The organism is Pseudomonas sp. IT-P294 (assembly GCF_949767865.1).
In the GTDB taxonomy this organism is placed as follows: domain Bacteria; phylum Pseudomonadota; class Gammaproteobacteria; order Pseudomonadales; family Pseudomonadaceae; genus Aquipseudomonas.
This window is the reverse complement of record NZ_CATKQW010000011.1, coordinates 338,371-355,568: the sequence shown is the minus strand read 5'-3', so window position 1 is coordinate 355,568 and position 17,198 is coordinate 338,371. Positions and strand designations below refer to the sequence as shown.

The following is a 17,198-nucleotide window of genomic DNA, read 5'->3' as shown; positions in this document are numbered from 1 at the left end:
ATGATCAAGCGTATTGCGCAAACCGCGGGGTTCACCGGGCTGCTGGCCGCCTTGCTGCTGACCTTGCTGCAAAGCTTCTGGGTGGCTCCGCTGATTCTGCAGGCTGAAACTTACGAAAAATCCGAACCGGCTGCGGTTGAAGTCCACGAACATGCTTCCGGTGTCGCCGCTCACACCCACGATGCCGAAGCCTGGGAGCCGCAAGACGGCTGGCAGCGCGTACTGTCGACCACGGGCGGCAACCTGGTGGTGGCCGTCGGTTTCGCCCTGATGCTGGCCGGCCTCTACACGTTGCGTGCACCGACCAAAACCGCTCAAGGCCTGCTCTGGGGCCTGGCGGGTTATGCGACGTTCGTGCTGGCGCCGACCCTCGGCCTGCCGCCTGAACTGCCGGGCACCGCTGCGGCCGATCTGGCGCAACGGCAAATCTGGTGGATCGGCACGGCCGCCTCTACCGCTGTCGGTATCGCATTGATCGTGTTCAGCCGCCACTGGCTGATGAAGATCCTCGGCGTGGCCATTCTGGTGGTTCCACACGTGATCGGCGCGCCCCAACCGGAAGTGCATTCGATGCTCGCCCCGGAAGCCCTGGAAGCCCAGTTCAAAATCGCTTCGCAGCTGACCAATCTTGGGTTCTGGCTGGCCTTGGGCCTCGTCAGCGCCTGGTTGTTCCGCCGTAAAAGCGATGGCCAATACCACGCATGACTGATACCAGCACAGCGCCGACGTTAGTGGTCGGCCTGGGCTGCCAACGCGGCTGCCCTGTCGGCACGCTGCGGGCGTTGCTCGATCAGGCATTACAGGCGCACAACATCGCACTTCACCAGATCAAGGCCCTGGCCAGCATCGACTTGAAGCGCGACGAACCAGGCCTGCTCGAACTCGCCGAACAACTCGCGTTGCCACTGATGTATTTCAGCAGTGAACAACTGGACGCTTATAAAGCGCAACTCAGCCATCATTCGGACATCGCGTTCGAACGCACCGGCTGTTATGGCGTAGCGGAAAGTGCCGCCCTTGCCCTGGCCGAACAACTGGCCCAGGCCCCGGCAACGTTGCTGATTTCGCGACAAAAATACGCCCAAGCGACCCTGGCATTAGCTTACGCTGCGTAAAATCCCCGATAATCCCCGCCTCGATCATGAGCAATCTTCATCTGAAGCCTTGCCCAGCCTCTTTTTTGACAGGAACCGACGATGACCGTCTATTTCATTGGCGCAGGTCCCGGCGACCCGGAACTGATCACCGTCAAAGGCCAACGACTGATTCGCAGTTGCCCGGTGATCATCTACGCCGGCTCTCTGGTGCCCGCCGCCGTCCTCGAAGGCCATTGCGCCGAACAGGTGGTCAACAGCGCCGAACTGCACCTGGAACAGATCATCGAACTGATCAAGACCGCCCATGCCAACGGCCAGGACGTGGCGCGCGTACATTCGGGGGATCCGAGTCTGTATGGCGCGATTGGCGAGCAGATCCGTTACCTGCGCGAACTCGGCATTACCTTTGAAATCATTCCTGGCGTCACGGCGACGGCCGCCTGTGCGGCGCTGCTGGGGGCAGAACTGACGTTACCGGATATCTCGCAAAGCGTGATCCTGACCCGCTACGCCGACAAGACGGCGATGCCGGCCGGTGAGGAACTGGGCAGCCTGGCGCAGCACGGCGCCACGATGGCGATTCACTTGGGGGTCAATCACCTGGAGAAAATCCTCGTCGAACTGCTGCCGCACTATGGCGCAGACTGCCCGATCGCGGTAATTCACCGGGCGACCTGGCCGGATCAGGATTGGGTGGTGGGCACGCTGGCGGACATTGCTGAGAAGGTCCACGCCAAAGGATTTCGCCGCACGGCGTTGATTCTGGTGGGCCGGGTATTGGGCAGTGATCAGTTCAGTGAGTCATCGCTGTACCGCGCCGGGCATGCGCATTTGTATCGGCCCTGAAGTGATCGTTCCCACGCTCTTCGTCCGCTGTTGGGACGCGGAGCGTCCCGGGCTGCATTCCCACGCAGAGCGTGGGAACGATCAAATTGAATTTCACCCATAAAAAAACGGCGCTCACGGGGCGCCGTTTTTCTTGTCTGCAGTGAACACCTTACTCAGTAGTAGGCGTTTTCTTTCTGCGTGTGGTCGGTCACGTCGCGAACACCCTTGAGCTCGGGAATGCGCTCGAGCAAGGTGCGCTCGATGCCTTCGCGAAGGGTGACGTCGGCCTGGCCGCAGCCCTGGCAACCGCCGCCGAACTTCAGAACGGCGATGCCGTCGTCGACCACATCGATCAGGCTGACCTGACCGCCGTGGCTCGCGAGCCCCGGGTTGATCTCGGTTTGCAGGTAGTAGTTGATGCGCTCGTTGACCGGGCTGTCGGCGTTGACCATCGGGACTTTGGCGTTTGGCGCCTTGATGGTCAGCTGGCCGCCCATGCGGTCCGTGGCGTAGTCGACTACCGCGTCGTCCAGGAAGGCTTCGCTGAACGAATCGATGTAGGCGGTGAAGCTTTTGAGCCCCAGCGCCGTGTCTTCAGGTTTTTCTTCGCCCGGCTTGCAATAGGCAATGCAGGTTTCGGCGTACTGGGTGCCAGGCTGGGTGATAAAGACGCGGATGCCAATGCCCGGGGTGTTCTGCTTGGAGAGCAGATCAGCCAGATAATCGTGGGCGGCGTCGGTAATGGTAATAGCGGTCATGGAAACTCCTCGCAGGCTTGGGCGCAGTTTACGCCAATCATCGCGCCGTACAAAGTCCTAGTATTTATGTCGGGAAAGAGCCGGCACTACTTCCACAGCCGGTTCGCCGTCAATCCGCTCTTTAAGCCACCGATAGCTGCGTTTTTCCACCCATTCGTAACTTGCCCAAGACGCTAGACCGATAGTCGCTGCGCAGACCACGAACATCACGTAGGGGTTTACACCATAACGCTGTGCGACAAATCCACCGGCAGACAGCACCAGCACGTGCATCAGGTACACCGAGTAGGAACAATTGCCCAGCAGTTCGAACACCCGGTTATTTTCGACGTAACGCTCAAGCGAGATGCACGCCATCACCAACACCGCACTCGGCACGCCCCAGGCGAGGAAACGCGGCGCTGGCGCCCAGTGATAAATGGCCAGCAGCGCGCCACCAATCCCCAGCAGCGGCAGCCAAAAACCCGGTTTGATCCAGCCACGACGGTAAACCATGCCGATGGCGATCCCCAGCAAGAACTCATAAACGATGTCAGAACGGTAGAACTCGCTGACCCAGCCATAACCGGTCCAGGCCTGGCACACCACAAACAGCAGTGCCGCGACAATCAATAGCCGTAACTGCAGACGGAACAGCAACGCCCAGCCGAACAGCAGGTAAAAGAGCATTTCGTAGTTGAGGGTCCAGCCAACGTTGAGGGTCGGATAAATCCCGTAGCCGCCGGGATTCTGCGCAGGAATGAACAACAACGACAGCAGGAAATGCGACCAGTCGACGCTCTGATCCGGCAATACCGGGCGGGCAAACACCACCACCAGCGCCATCAGCGCGGTGTACAGCCAATACGCCGGGACGATCCGAAACAGTCGATACAACAGAAATCGCGCCGGCGGCAGCGACTTGCCCTCGGTCGAGAGGAAGATCACCAGTCCACTGATGACAAAGAAAACGTCGACACCCGCCGCGCCCTTGTCGATGAACATCTGCCCGACCGGGCCACGGGCCTGGAAGTCGAAGAAAATCTGCATGAAATGGTGGCAGACCACCGCCCAGGCGGCGATGGCGCGCAGGGCTTGTACTGAAATCAACATGGATGGCCCTCTGATCGCAATCCGCAATCCACCGCAGATCCCACAGGGGTTGGGTGGCGCCTATGAAATCCGACACCAGCCCACCCTCAAAGGTCGATCAAAGATTCTCGTAGCGATTCATGTCGAGCACGCCCTCTTCCACCGGATCGGTCTCGTGGATGTAGAGACTCAGGTCATGGAAGTAAAACCAGAACTGCGGATGACTGCGGCGAATGCCCCACCGCTTGACGATGTTCTCGAAACTGCTCGCATCCCTGGCATTTTCCATCGCGTCCACGAACGCTGGCACTTGCTCCGCCGGGATATTGAACATGAAGTTCGGATAGCTGCTGAGCACACCCGGGAAAATGGTCAGGGTGTCGAGGCCAGGCTGATAGCGCAGCGACTCGCCGAGCAGGAACGCCACGTTGCTGTGGGCGCGGTTGCGCAGCAGGCTGTACATCTCACGTTTGCCGCTCGCGGTTTCAATTCGCAGCATCGTCGCTTCCGGCAACTGATCGATGACCTTCAAACCTGCCGCCGGGCGCGAAGTCAGGCGGCTCAAGGCTTGTTCGGCATTTTGCAGCGCCGGGTCGATGTTCGGCCGCGAACAGTAAGCGCCGTCGCACCGGTTGATCGGATCCGGCTTGGCATTGAGTTCGCCGTAACGGGCCAGCAGTTGCATGGCAAAGTCGCGTTTTGGGTCTTTCTTGTCGAGTTTGAGTGCCGTCGGCTTGTCGTTATCGATGGCTTCGTAATCGAGCCACATCTTGAATTTTCCGCTGGTCTGGTACCAATCGTCGAGATACCCGTTGCGCGAATCAGCGGGCATCAGGCGCAGGAAATTCTGCTCGGCACCGTTGCGGATGAGGTCGAAATACAGCCGCGTTTGCGCCTGATGGGACACATTGCCGAACACATCGAAGTTGACCGCCAATTGATAGTAGGTGCGTTCCAGCAGCGGAAAGTCGAACAGCCAGATGGTTTGCGGTACATCGCCGATCAGGCCTTTGTTCACCGACGCACTGTCGAAGTGCCGAAAGATGCTGAGCAGCGCATTGTCATTGCCAGCCCACAACGTCGACCAGCTCGGTGCCGGCGCATCGGCGTAGTTGTCCCGGCGCAGTGCCTCGTACTCGTTGCGCTTGTTGCGGTAGTCGTGCCACAGGCTCAGGACGCTGCCGACGTCGTCGTTCTGGCCCGGCATCGCCAGCAATGGCGTGGCCTGGCCTCGGTAGTTCGGGTCGGTGATGTACAGATCGTGCTCCGGCGCCTGGAACAGCGCCCAGAAGTTGTCGCGAATCACATCCGTGGCGATCTGCCCGCGGCAGACCGGGCCGCGGATGAAAGTGCGCACAAAGTATTCGGCGTTATCGAGCATGAACTGATAGCGCGCCTGCGCCGGGATCGCCTCAAAAGTGGTAAACGGATTGGCTCGACGCTCCGGGCCATAACCCGGCAAGGCGTTGACCTGCCAGTTGCCGTTGTAAAACAGGCTTTTGATCCGCGCCATCTTCGCCGCGCTCAGCGGATAGGTGATGTGGGTCTTGTGCACGATCACGCCCTGCACCGGCCACAAGCGGTAATACACTTGGGTGCCGGGGTCGTCGTTGGGACGACGGGTGTTGATCAGGTCGATGGGCTGGCCGGTCGGCGTGCGCGAACGCACCCACTGGAAGAAGTGCCCCGGTTCACCGTCCTTGAAGTAAAGGTGCGCGAGAAACCAATGTTCGAACAACCAGCGCCCCACCAGGCTTTGCCGGGCGCCCGGCGAATTGAGCAGGTTTTCCCACTGCACCACCTGCAAGGCCTCCTTCGCGCTCGGGACCAGACCCTGCTCATCGATTGGCGCACCGGAGGCCAACCAGCGTTGCAGCGTCTGGTACTGCTGATCGGTCAGGCCGGTCACCGCCAGCGGCATGCCTTCTTTAGGATGTGTACTGGCATAGCCGTCGAATTCGGCCGGCATGGCGCAGGTGTTTTCCCGGTTAAGGCCGAGGACGATTTCGTCCGGCAACCTGGCGTTGGGGAGTAGCGGGGTTTTATGGCCCAGTTCAAGCATCCGCGCCATCAACGCCGCCTGACTGCCTTGGGCGTCGAGCACCGAATAAAAGCCCTTTTGCTGCCAGGCACGCTTACCGAATGCATCGTAAAACAGGCGGGTCGGCGCGGCAGCCTGACTGCGCTCGCCATCATAGACAGTGACCTTGGTCGCGCCACGCGCCGCCCCTTCGCCGCTGCCCAGATTGAGCTGACAGGCGGAGTCATAGCAGGCATGGCAGGCCACGCACTTTTCGGTGAAGATCGGCTGGATGTCGCGGGTATAGGAAAGCGCCGTAGAAATCGCCGGACCTTGCGCAGTGGCGTCCCAGCTAAAAAGCAGCACAAGAATGCTGGTGATGACGCGATACGGCATGTCCCTGGTCCTGATCGTGAAAAAACGCCGCGATTCTACCGGTCCGGCACCCGCACCAACATGAACGATATTCATGCAAAACCAGGGCATGCTCCAAAACCGCACAGGTTTGCTATCATCGCGCCCCTTCGTCATGGTCTTTCCGAGTAGTCCAAATGTCCGATCGCAGTGTTCGCCTTCAAGCTCTCAAGCACGCCCTCAAAGAGCGCATCCTGATTCTCGATGGCGGCATGGGCACGATGATCCAGAGCTATAAGCTCGAGGAGCAGGATTACCGCGGCAAACGCTTCGCCGACTGGCCGAGCGACGTCAAGGGCAACAACGACCTGTTGGTGCTGACCCGTCCGGACGTGATTGGCGGCATCGAGAAAGCCTACCTGGATGCCGGCGCCGACATTCTGGAAACCAACACCTTCAACGCCACCCAGATTTCCCTGGCTGACTACGGCATGCAGGGCCTGGCGTACGAGTTAAACGTAGAAGGCGCGCGTCTGGCCCGCAAGGTAGCCGATGCCAAGACCCTGGAAACCCCGGACAAGCCGCGTTTCGTCGCTGGCGTGCTCGGGCCGACCAGTCGCACCTGCTCGCTGTCCCCGGACGTGAACAACCCCGGCTACCGCAACGTGACCTTCGATGAACTGGTGGAAAACTACACCGAGTCCACCAAGGGCCTGATCGAAGGCGGCGCGGACCTGATCCTGATTGAAACCATTTTCGACACCTTGAACGCCAAAGCCGCGATCTTCGCCGTACAAGGCGTGTTCGAAGAGCTGGGCGTTGATCTGCCGATCATGATTTCCGGCACCATCACCGATGCTTCCGGCCGTACGCTGTCGGGCCAGACCACCGAAGCCTTCTGGAACTCCGTAGCCCACGCCAAGCCGATTTCGGTCGGCCTGAACTGCGCCCTCGGCGCCAGCGAGTTGCGCCCGTACCTGGAAGAGCTGTCGAACAAGGCCGGCACCCACGTATCGGCCCACCCGAACGCCGGCCTGCCGAACGAATTCGGCGAGTACGACGAACTGCCGTCGCAAACCGCCAAGGTCATCGAAGAGTTCGCGCAAAGCGGTTTCCTGAACATCGTTGGCGGCTGCTGCGGCACCACCCCAGGCCACATCGAAGCCATTGCCAAAGCCGTGGCCGGTTACGCGCCGCGTCAAATCCCGGAGATCCCGAAGGCTTGCCGCCTGTCCGGCCTGGAACCGTTCACCATCGATCGCAGCTCGTTGTTCGTCAACGTCGGCGAGCGCACCAACATCACCGGTTCGGCCAAGTTTGCGCGCCTGATCCGTGAAGACAACTACACCGAAGCCCTGGAAGTCGCCCTGCAGCAGGTCGAAGCCGGCGCCCAGGTGATCGACATCAACATGGACGAAGGGATGCTCGATTCGAAGAAGGCCATGGTGACCTTCCTCAATCTGATTGCCGGTGAACCGGACATCTCCCGTGTACCGATCATGATCGACTCCTCCAAGTGGGAAGTGATCGAAGCCGGCCTCAAGTGCATCCAGGGCAAGGGCATCGTCAACTCGATCAGCATGAAAGAAGGCGTCGAGCAGTTCATCCATCACGCCAAACTGTGCAAACGCTATGGCGCCGCCGTGGTGGTGATGGCCTTCGACGAAGCCGGCCAGGCCGACACCGAAGCGCGCAAGAAGGAAATCTGCAAACGCTCCTACGACATTCTGGTCAACGAAGTCGGGTTCCCGCCGGAAGACATCATCTTCGACCCGAACATCTTCGCCGTCGCGACCGGCATTGAAGAACACAACAACTATGCCGTGGACTTCATCAATGCCTGCGCCTACATCCGCGACGAACTGCCGTACGCGCTGACCTCGGGCGGCGTGTCCAACGTGTCGTTCTCGTTCCGTGGCAACAACCCGGTGCGCGAAGCGATTCACTCGGTGTTCCTGCTGTATGCGATCCGCAACGGCCTGACCATGGGCATCGTCAACGCCGGTCAGCTGGAGATCTACGACCAGATCCCGGCTGAACTGCGCGACGCGGTCGAAGACGTGGTGCTCAACCGCACTCCGCACGGCACCGACGCCCTCCTCGCCATTGCCGACAAGTACAAGGGCGACGGCAGCGTCAAGGAAGCCGAGACCGAAGAATGGCGCGGCTGGCCGGTCAACAAGCGTCTGGAGCATGCGCTGGTCAAGGGCATCACCACGCACATCGTTGAAGACACCGAAGAATCCCGCCAGTCCTTCGCGCGCCCGATCGAAGTGATCGAAGGCCCGCTGATGTCCGGCATGAACATCGTCGGCGACCTGTTCGGCGCCGGCAAAATGTTCCTGCCGCAGGTGGTGAAATCCGCCCGCGTGATGAAACAGGCCGTGGCCCACTTGATCCCGTTCATCGAACTGGAAAAAGGTGACAAACCGGAAGCCAAGGGCAAGATCCTGATGGCGACGGTCAAAGGCGACGTGCACGACATCGGCAAGAACATCGTCGGCGTGGTGCTGGGTTGCAACGGCTACGACATCGTCGACCTTGGCGTGATGGTCCCGGCAGAGAAAATCCTGCAAGTGGCCAAGGAGCAGAAGTGCGACATCATCGGCCTGTCCGGTCTGATTACGCCTTCGCTGGATGAAATGGTCCACGTGGCCCGCGAGATGCAGCGCCAGGACTTCCACCTGCCGCTGATGATCGGTGGCGCGACCACTTCCAAGGCTCACACGGCGGTGAAGATCGAACCCAAGTACAGCAACGATGCGGTGATCTACGTGACGGACGCCTCCCGCGCCGTGGGCGTGGCGACGCAGTTGCTGTCCAAGGAATTGAAACCGGCGTTCGTCGAGAAAACCCGCCTCGAGTACATCGACGTTCGCGAGCGCACCGCCAACCGCAGCGCCCGCACCGAACGCCTGAGCTACCCGGCCGCCATCGCCAAGAAGCCGCAGTTCGACTGGAGCACCTACGCGCCGGTCAAGCCGACCTTCACCGGTTCGAAGGTGCTGGACAACATTGACCTCAAGGTTCTGGCCGAATACATCGACTGGACGCCGTTCTTTATCTCCTGGGACCTGGCCGGCAAATTCCCGCGCATCCTTCAGGACGAAGTGGTCGGTGAAGCCGCCACTGCGTTGTACGCCGATGCCCAGGAAATGCTCGCCAAACTGATCGACGAAAAACTCATCAGCGCCCGTGCAGTGTTCGGCTTCTGGCCGGCCAACCAGGTGCGCGACGACGACATTGAAGTCTACGGCGACGATGGCAAGCCGATTGCCAAACTGCATCACTTGCGCCAGCAGATCATCAAGACCGACGGCAAGCCGAATTTCTCCCTGGCCGACTTCGTCGCGCCCAAGGACAGCGAAATCACCGACTACGTGGGCGGCTTCATCACCACAGCCGGGATCGGCGCCGAAGAAGTGGCCAAGGCGTATCAGGACGCTGGCGACGATTACAACTCGATCATGGTCAAGGCCCTGGCCGATCGTTTGGCCGAAGCCTGCGCCGAGTGGCTGCACCAGCAAGTGCGTAAAGAGTACTGGGGTTACGCCAAGGACGAGACGCTGGACAACGAGGCGCTGATCAAAGAGCAATACACCGGCATCCGTCCGGCACCGGGCTACCCGGCCTGCCCGGATCACACCGAGAAGGGCACCCTGTTCACCTTGCTCGATCCGCAAGCCAGCGAAATGAAGGCCGGTCGCAGCGGCGTGTTCCTCACCGAACACTACGCGATGTTCCCGGCAGCGGCGGTCAGCGGCTGGTACTTCGCGCACCCGCAGGCGCAGTACTTCGCCGTGGGCAAGATCGACAAGGATCAAGTGCAGAGCTACACGTCGCGCAAAGGCCAGGAATTGAGCGTGACCGAGCGCTGGCTGGCGCCGAACCTGGGTTACGACAACTGATTGATCCGAGGCCCTGGGCTCTGGAGGCAGATGTGCTGACTCCAGAGCCTTGCCGGCTGACGATCAGGCCTGTGCGCCCAACACGGCTATCTCTCGCTCGCTGAGTGTGGCCAGCAATTGCAGGCGGCTGGCTTTATTCACGGTATCCAGGGCGTCCATCTCCTGTAGGTAGGCCGTATTGAGCTCTGGGTACTTGTCCTCCAGCTTACTGACCTTGTCCTGAAAACCCTGCTGCACCCTGGTAAATTCCCCAGGGTATTTCTCCTCCAGATAGTCTCGCCAGTATTTACGCGCGGTCAGCTGTTCGATGAACACGGGCGTCTTTTCCTTGGCGATGATCAATGCGTATGCTTCGTCCAGATCCGCTGGCGCCACCTGCGCCAGGTTCTCATACACCATGCCTTTGGGCTGACTGGGCAATTCAAGACGCTGAGCCAGACCGATTCGATAGGCCAGGCGAATCTCGGCAGGATCGATAGCGGGCCTGAGCTGGATACGCGTTTTGGCTACCTCTTCGACCTGCGCCAGGCGGAACAGGTTTCTAGACAGTTTCAGCAACTCGCGACCTTTGTGTTCCGGGGCAATGGCCTTCAAGGCATTGAACTCATAGACCTCGATTTCCAGCTCGTTGAACAACAGTATCCGACCGTCACCACAGGTCGCGCGATTCCTTAATGCCTTCGACAGAACCATCAACCGTTCGCTCAGCGCTTGTTCGCCATAAGCGGCTTCAAGGACACGCCAGACGCGCTGCGTGAGATCCAGGCGATCGGCGACAAAGTCCCGGGTGTGCTGAAGTTGCGAGAGAATGTATGAAAAGTCCTGGGTGGTGTCCTGCTCCATCAAGGCATTCCACATCTGGTGTTTTTCCGAGTCTGCCGCCACGCCGGAAAACCACCGCGCTTTTTCTACCTCCGGCGTCTCATGGTCGGGATGATCCTCCAAGTCAGAGCTCTCGGAACCGTCGACCGATTCAGGCCCGTAGCCCTCGAGCAGTCGTTCAATCTCTTGCGCGGTGAACCCCAAGCCACGGCCAGTTTCCTCCAGGTACTCCTGCAGTCGTAACATGTCCTCCAGTGCCAGATTGACGTTGTCGGTCAAGTTGGTCCCGGCCATCAAGGTTGCGTGCCCAGGCAAAAAGGCATTGGGAGGAATTATCTCTATCTGGTTGCCACTCAGGTTGAGGGATGTCAGCGTCGGCGCCTGCAACACGCCCTCCGGCCATTCCCAAAGATTGTTGTTGCTCAGATTCAGCCCCTGCAACTGGTCAAGATCGGTGACATCAAGGCTGGCCATGCGGTTCTCGCTCAAGTCCAGCCATTGCAAATGCCTCAGCGAGCGCAACTGGCGCGACACCTCATCACTGGCACGCAGATCGTTATACGTGGCGCTCAACCGGGTGAGGTGTTCACATTGCCCCACTGCCTCGGGCAAGGTGCCCAGACCGTTGCGATTGAGTGTCAGGCTACGCAACCGGGGAAACGAACGCAGGAACGCGTCCGAACTTTCCGTGAGCCCGACACCGCTAAGGTCCAACGCACCGACTTGCTCGAACTTGACCGGCAAGGCAGGCAAATCGCCGATGATCAGGCCGGTAAAATCAAGCACAGCGTCAGCCGGCGCCCCCTCGGCCGCAGGAACATCTCGCAAGGTCGCTCGCCAGCACTCCAGAAGCTGGTCAGCCGCCCGGCGGCGGTCTACCGCGCCCACCCAACCCTGGCGACTGCGAACGGCAGGGACATCGATCCAGTCATTCAAGTGCTTGATCAATTGCGTCTGCTGTTGCTGCCACTGGATCAGCCGGGCTTCAATTTCCAGAGCCGTCATGCCCTGGGCAAGCCATGCGTCGATCCGTTCAACGGCTTGCGCATCACCCAGCTGAGGATCAACACGCTGCAGCCTGGCGGCGGAGGTCTGGGGCAAATCACCTTCGCCAGGTTCCAGGTGCAAAGGCAATAAAAGGTCCGGGTGTTCCGATACTTCATCCGGAAAGAACTCCGGATCGCCGCCGGTTCGTCCGGCGGACAGGTGCGCTGATGCAATATCCATCGGGTTGCGGGAGGCCGTGCGTTGCGCGTATGCCCGCACCGCCGTCACCGCTTGCGGGCTCAGCCGGCAACCTTGCAGCGAGGTCCCCGCCAACAGTTGATCATGCCCGGTCAGGGCCGCTGCCGGGATGTCTGTAATGGCGCTGTGATTCAAGGCCAGACGGCGCAGGTTGGGCAACGACAACACGCCTTCGGGCCAACTGCTGATATGGGTATGACTCAAATCCAGGCTCTGCAGGCTGCTCATCGAACCGACCTCAAGAGCGTCGACGCGGTTGTACGCCAGGTTCAGTGTTTTCAGGTAGGTCAAACGGTTCAACCGTGCTTGCGCTGACGCCGTGATTCTCATCTGATTGAATGAGAGGTTCAATTCGCTGAGTTCCCGGAGCGAATCAATGGCCTGCGGCAGTCCGGTCAGTTGGTTGGAGCTGAGGTTGAGGGACCGCAGTTGCGGAAATCCTTTCAGAAACTCATTGACCTGCACGGTCGAAAGCCCGCTGCCAGTGAGGACCAGGCTGCGCACATGAGGAAAGACCGTATCGCCAAGTACGGGTAAATCACCCAGCGGCCCAAACCCCGTCAGGTCCAACAATTGGTTCACCGCATCATCTTGCGACCACGACGGGCCCGCCATGGGCTCCGCAGGTAAATACCGGGAACGCATTCCCTTGCGAGCGCAGTTGCGGATTCTTTCAGCGATCAGCTCACGGTGCGAGATATCCATCTGCCTGCCACCGACCCGTACAACCCTGCCCTTCCAGGCGTCCAATGACTGATTGAATGCCAGATGCTGCTCGTGCAGTGCATCAACCTGTTCCAGTAATGCCCGCCCTGATAGCCCGTCACGACTGAAACGCGCCATCGCATCTGATGCAAAGGTGTAATCATTCGGTGCCAGCTTCCACAAACGCCCTCCACAGTACTGGGCAATCATTTGCGGTTCGTCGACCAAATGCGCCGGATTGTCATGCACATAATCATAGGCCTTCATGAAAGCTTGTGGTTCCAGGGCCGCCCAATCCAGCTGCAAGCAACGCCATATCGACTCCCGCCCGCTGAACAGTTCGTCAGGCAGCAATTTGATCGGCATTCGCTGTAAATCGAGGGTTTCAAGCCTGTTCAAGCCCGACACCCCGGTCGGCCACTCGGTCAGATTCCCCGCCAACCTCAAGGATCGCAGATTCGTGAGCGTGCCGAAGTCCATTACGCCCATATCGCCCCTGAGCGACAGCTGCTCCAGTTGAGTCATGCCCTGGAGCGCCTGCACCAACTGAGGTGCATAGGTCTCCAATGCGCCATCAAGCGTCAGCTCGGTAATCTCGGTCAATTCAGGCAGTTTTTCGGCCAGGGCTGCCATGTCCCGCACTTCCACGGAGAGATCCAGCTTTTTGATCTTTGGAAACCGCTGAAGCAGTTCATTGCCCGAGCTCCCTATAAGCTGGCCACTGTCCAGTTGCACATTACGCACATGGGTGAAGTCGGCATCCCACTCGGGCAACGTGTCAGTACCACTTAAATTCAGATCAAAAGCCGGCTCCAGTCCTCGGTGAAAACCATAGCGCCAGCACTGGATCAACCGATCGGCGATCACTCGGCGAGACTGCCCACCAGCAGGGGCCGGCACAACGGCGTCGACCCAGTTGTTCAATGCGGTTTCCAATGCGTCGAATTCCCGTTGACGGTTGTTCAACAGATTGAACACTTGCTGATCGGTGTCTCCCGCGCTAAGGCGGTTTCTGACTAATTGACTGGCTTGCGCATCGGAGATGTTCGGGTAAAGGTCCCGTACCCTGGAGACCAATGCGCCATCGTGGAAGCCGACACCACGACCACTGGCCAGGTAACCCAGGCGGCCATTGGACAGACGCAGCGATGGCCCGGGGGCATTTAACGGGCGCTGCTTCAAGATCAGCGCCATGTCGTTGCGATGAGTGCTGGCATGGTTCGCCAGTTTTTTTTGCAAGGCCTGGCCTTGATTGCCCTCCAGGGTTGCCCGTGTCGCTTGGGGCAAGAACTCCAGCAGCGATTCATACAGATTGCGGCCATGGGCGGGGATGTTGTTGAGAGGCCTGCCGTGGGCATCGTATGCGCGAAAATAGCCGTCGCCCTTGACCAGATAATTGCGAAACGTCGCACTGTCGCTGCCTACGCTGTCCAGCAATGGGCCCTTGATCGAGCCGGAACGCAGCTCCACGCGCATATCCATCGACCAACCGGGCAATTGCTCCAGGCTGTGCAACGCCAGGCGATCGCTGGCCACAGACGCCATGCTCTCCAGGTGCAAACCGCAGAGCGCCCGGTTTAGAGCGCCCTGCTGTAAATGGACACGAATTTCTTGCGCCTGGCGCAAGGGTATTTTTGTACTGCTGCGCAATTGGGCCAGCTCGGCGGCACTGGCATTGCCCAGCACCTGTCGCGCCCCCTCCGGCGACAATGTAGGGAAACTGCGTTGCAGTCGTTGAATATCGGCATTCGTCGTCTGCTGGCCAGCGAGCAGTCGGTCGACCAGGGACTTTTTGCTATCCAGGGCGCGGTTGGCCAGGCTGTCCCTGAACATCTGCACGCGGTTCGCGTCTTGTTGCGCGCTGCGTGCGCCGAGTAACCGGGTGATTTGTGGCTCGTCAAGCGCCCCTAATATACGTTCCGGCAATTTTCCGGCCTGCACTTCGGATCGAGTGATCTTGATCGTGGGCTTTACATTGTTGCTTGCCGACACTGAACCGAAGCGCTGCGACGCCCCCCAGGGTTCCGGTCCCTCGAAGACTTCCAGGACCTCCTCGACGGGCCAGCCCGGCAGCCCAACAGTAAGCGGTACGACAGCCTCGCCAGCACCACCCAGGTCACCGCCGTTGCGGATCTGATCAATCAACTGCTGCACTTGTTGATCAGCCTTGAACGATCTGATGGTCTCGGCCAATTGCGGCGGCGGTGGCTGGAGATCGATGTGCATCTGGCGCAACGCATCATCGCTGACCCCGCTGGCCTCGGCAATTTGCTGTAGCTGCGCATCAGAAAAAACGTCCATCTGCGGCCCGATTCTGCGCAACAACGTTGGGCGATCCCACTCCAGCGGCCGTTCAAGGGTGTGCTGCCAGGCGCCGAGCTGGTTATGCCGCAAGATCGGTTGATAGGCCTGGGGATCGCTGGGGTGCTGGATCCGCCATTTTTTCAGCGCCGGGTCGAAGCTCTTTTCGTAGACATTCCCCTCGTATCGAATACAGGTCTTGTCCCCGACCTTGTACTGCCCCAATGCATTCGGTTCGAGCCCCTCCACAGACACACTGCTCTTGTAGGGGGCAAGGTCGGGACTCCACAAACGCCGCTCACCAAAAGGCGTGGTGATCCTGGTCATCCTGCTGACAAACCGCGAGTTGATGATCGGCGGCGCCTTGCTGGCTACCGCGCCCAACACGGCCATGAAGGCTACGTTTTGGGCCACTGACGTGAGATGGCGCCAGGCCTCCTCGGCGTCACCCTCTTTCCACGCCTCCACCCCTTGGTAAACCTCGTAGGTCAGTTGCACGGCGGTGACGGCGAGCATGACCTCACCCAGTCCCGGCACGAAAAAGGCTGCCACGTTCAAGACGCTCACCCCCCCTTCGGCATAGTGCTGGAGTCGCGTCATCCAGGCTTCGTGGTCAACCTCGGCGGTGGGTATGGCCAACAACCTGGCATTGGACTTCATCCTGGCCAGATGAAACTCATAACGGGCAGCAAACACTTCGCCATCAATGAAGGTTTCATCCATGCCCAGGTCGACATTCTCGTTCCACACCTCGACATACATGCCATTGAGGAATGCGCCCGGCGCATAGGGTGGGCCGGGATAAACCGGAGCCGGGTCCCATTTATGGCTCTTGAGCTGGCGCTTGAGCCGGTGGAAAAAACGACCTACCTCATCTTGCGCGACAAAGCCGGCAAAGAACCGCTGGTAACTGACGGAACGCAGCTTGATCGCCAGTTCACGGGCAAATTCGCGGCCGGAGGCATACGCCTTGAGGGGGCTGATGGGATCGCCTGGAATGTAGACGATGACTCGTGAATCAGGCACCAGCTTGGCCAGTTCGGGTGTGAACGGTAGAAGAAAGAGCCAGGGATTTTGCAAGGTCGCTCTGACTTTGCGCGATGCAGCGCCAATAATCAGCACGTCATTCAATTTCGAGCCAAACACCTCCACCCGACTGTGGAGGACTGACTCGCCGTCGAGTCGTTCCTGCGAGGCACCGTCGAGGATTGCCAACACCGTGGCATGGTCTGCGGTGTCAATGTCCGACCTCATCAGAGCGATATGCGCCTGCACGCGCATCCGTTGCTTGTCCGCCGCAATCGTCTGCTGGCGTACCGTCGCAGCCTTGTCGGGCGCATCGAATACCGCAGTCAGATGGTCCTGATACTGCTTGCCCACGTCCAGTTCCCGGCACAGGCTGGCGAACGCCGCGGGCTTGATCGACAACTTCTCACGGAGGCTGTAGCGCACCTTCGCAAACGGATACTGGGTGCGTTCGTCGTAAAGATGCTGCTCCAGTGCCCCCACCGGCGCCAGCGCGCTGGTCTCCTGTAGGGCAATGCCGTCGAAAGGCTCATTTTCTTCGAAGTTTCGCAGCGCCGCTTGCAACAATGACTGCTCTTCGGCCAGGTTGGGCGAACGCATATGAAACAGCGCCGTGTTGACGACATCTGGCGCCTGACCGAATTTTTTCTGCAACGCATCCGTCAGCAATGGCTTGGCGAATTCGGTGATGCCTTTGAAATCCTTGAGAGTCGTGGCCAGCGCCTGGTTGGAAGCGTTGCTCTGTGCCTGACTGTCGAGCAAGGCCTGGCGCAATGCCTGTGACGCCTTGGCATACAGCTCAGGGTAAGTGCCGATGAATCGCTGGGCGGGATTGCGCGCCTGCGTCATGGCCTGGAGATGGGAGGTGGTCAAGTGACGCGTCCAGTCGGGAAGGCGGCCCTTGATAAATGGGACGTGAATCCCGGGTTCTGTGGGCGTGGAAGGGTCCGGCATGATGTTGCTCCTGATGCTCGATTGAGAGTGCATCAGGACATCACAGCCATCCGGCGGTATGTCGGTACATATTTATAGGGGGGAAATGGGCAGGTTGTTTGGCTATGCT

8 protein-coding genes are annotated in these 17,198 nt (G+C 59.6%); 4 read left to right on the top strand and 4 right to left on the bottom strand.

Annotated elements, in window-relative coordinates:
• The 3 genes from ACM6I0_RS09035 (at position 1) to cobM (ending at position 1,943) form a co-directional block, all read left to right on the top strand.
• The gene (locus tag ACM6I0_RS09035; protein ID WP_414922062.1) at positions 1-705 is read left to right on the top strand and encodes a CbtA family protein; all 705 of its coding nucleotides are present in this window, start codon (positions 1-3) and stop codon (positions 703-705) included.
• Positions 702-1,115 (top strand): cobalamin biosynthesis protein, encoded by a 414-nt coding sequence (locus ACM6I0_RS09030; RefSeq protein ID WP_285433963.1) that lies wholly within the window; start codon positions 702-704, stop codon positions 1,113-1,115. The genes ACM6I0_RS09035 and ACM6I0_RS09030 overlap by 4 nt, the downstream gene beginning before the upstream one ends.
• 81 nt (positions 1,116-1,196) lie before the next feature.
• Positions 1,197-1,943 (top strand): precorrin-4 C(11)-methyltransferase, encoded by a 747-nt coding sequence (cobM, locus tag ACM6I0_RS09025; protein WP_414922061.1) that lies wholly within the window; start codon positions 1,197-1,199, stop codon positions 1,941-1,943.
• Positions 1,944-2,098: 155 nt separating this feature from the next.
• Here cobM and nfuA read toward each other — a convergent pair whose 3' ends face one another.
• The 3 genes from nfuA to ACM6I0_RS09010 all read right to left on the bottom strand — a co-directional run bounded on the left by nfuA (position 2,099) and on the right by ACM6I0_RS09010 (position 6,170).
• Entirely contained in the window at positions 2,099-2,683 is a 585-nt protein-coding gene (gene nfuA, locus ACM6I0_RS09020) for a Fe-S biogenesis protein NfuA (RefSeq protein WP_028621370.1), read from the bottom strand.
• Positions 2,684-2,740: 57 nt separating this feature from the next.
• Positions 2,741-3,775 (bottom strand): acyltransferase family protein, encoded by a 1,035-nt coding sequence (locus ACM6I0_RS09015; protein ID WP_414922060.1) that lies wholly within the window; start codon positions 3,773-3,775, stop codon positions 2,741-2,743.
• Between the two features lie 97 nt (positions 3,776-3,872).
• Complete coding sequence (locus tag ACM6I0_RS09010) at positions 3,873-6,170, bottom strand: fatty acid cis/trans isomerase (protein WP_414922059.1); 2,298 nt, start codon at positions 6,168-6,170, stop codon at positions 3,873-3,875.
• Positions 6,171-6,325: 155 nt separating this feature from the next.
• Between ACM6I0_RS09010 and metH the strand changes: the two genes are divergently transcribed.
• A complete protein-coding gene (metH, locus tag ACM6I0_RS09005) occupies positions 6,326-10,036 on the top strand; it encodes a methionine synthase (RefSeq protein ID WP_414922058.1) in 3,711 nt (1,236 codons plus the stop codon).
• A gap of 63 nt (positions 10,037-10,099) precedes the next feature.
• Here the strand turns inward: metH and ACM6I0_RS09000 are convergent, their stop codons facing one another.
• Complete coding sequence (locus tag ACM6I0_RS09000) at positions 10,100-17,089, bottom strand: NEL-type E3 ubiquitin ligase domain-containing protein (RefSeq protein ID WP_414922057.1); 6,990 nt, start codon at positions 17,087-17,089, stop codon at positions 10,100-10,102.
• Positions 17,090-17,198: the final 109 nt, after the last annotated feature.

Coding starts and splice junctions, on each gene's coding strand:
- ACM6I0_RS09035 (WP_414922062.1), top strand. CDS start 1: ATGATCAAGCGTATTGCGCAAACCGCGGGGTTCACCGGGCTGCTGGCC.
- ACM6I0_RS09030 (WP_285433963.1), top strand. CDS start 702: ATGACTGATACCAGCACAGCGCCGACGTTAGTGGTCGGCCTGGGCTGC.
- cobM (WP_414922061.1), top strand. CDS start 1,197: ATGACCGTCTATTTCATTGGCGCAGGTCCCGGCGACCCGGAACTGATC.
- nfuA (WP_028621370.1), bottom strand. CDS start 2,683: ATGACCGCTATTACCATTACCGACGCCGCCCACGATTATCTGGCTGAT.
- ACM6I0_RS09015 (WP_414922060.1), bottom strand. CDS start 3,775: ATGTTGATTTCAGTACAAGCCCTGCGCGCCATCGCCGCCTGGGCGGTG.
- ACM6I0_RS09010 (WP_414922059.1), bottom strand. CDS start 6,170: ATGCCGTATCGCGTCATCACCAGCATTCTTGTGCTGCTTTTTAGCTGG.
- metH (WP_414922058.1), top strand. CDS start 6,326: ATGTCCGATCGCAGTGTTCGCCTTCAAGCTCTCAAGCACGCCCTCAAA.
- ACM6I0_RS09000 (WP_414922057.1), bottom strand. CDS start 17,089: ATGCCGGACCCTTCCACGCCCACAGAACCCGGGATTCACGTCCCATTT.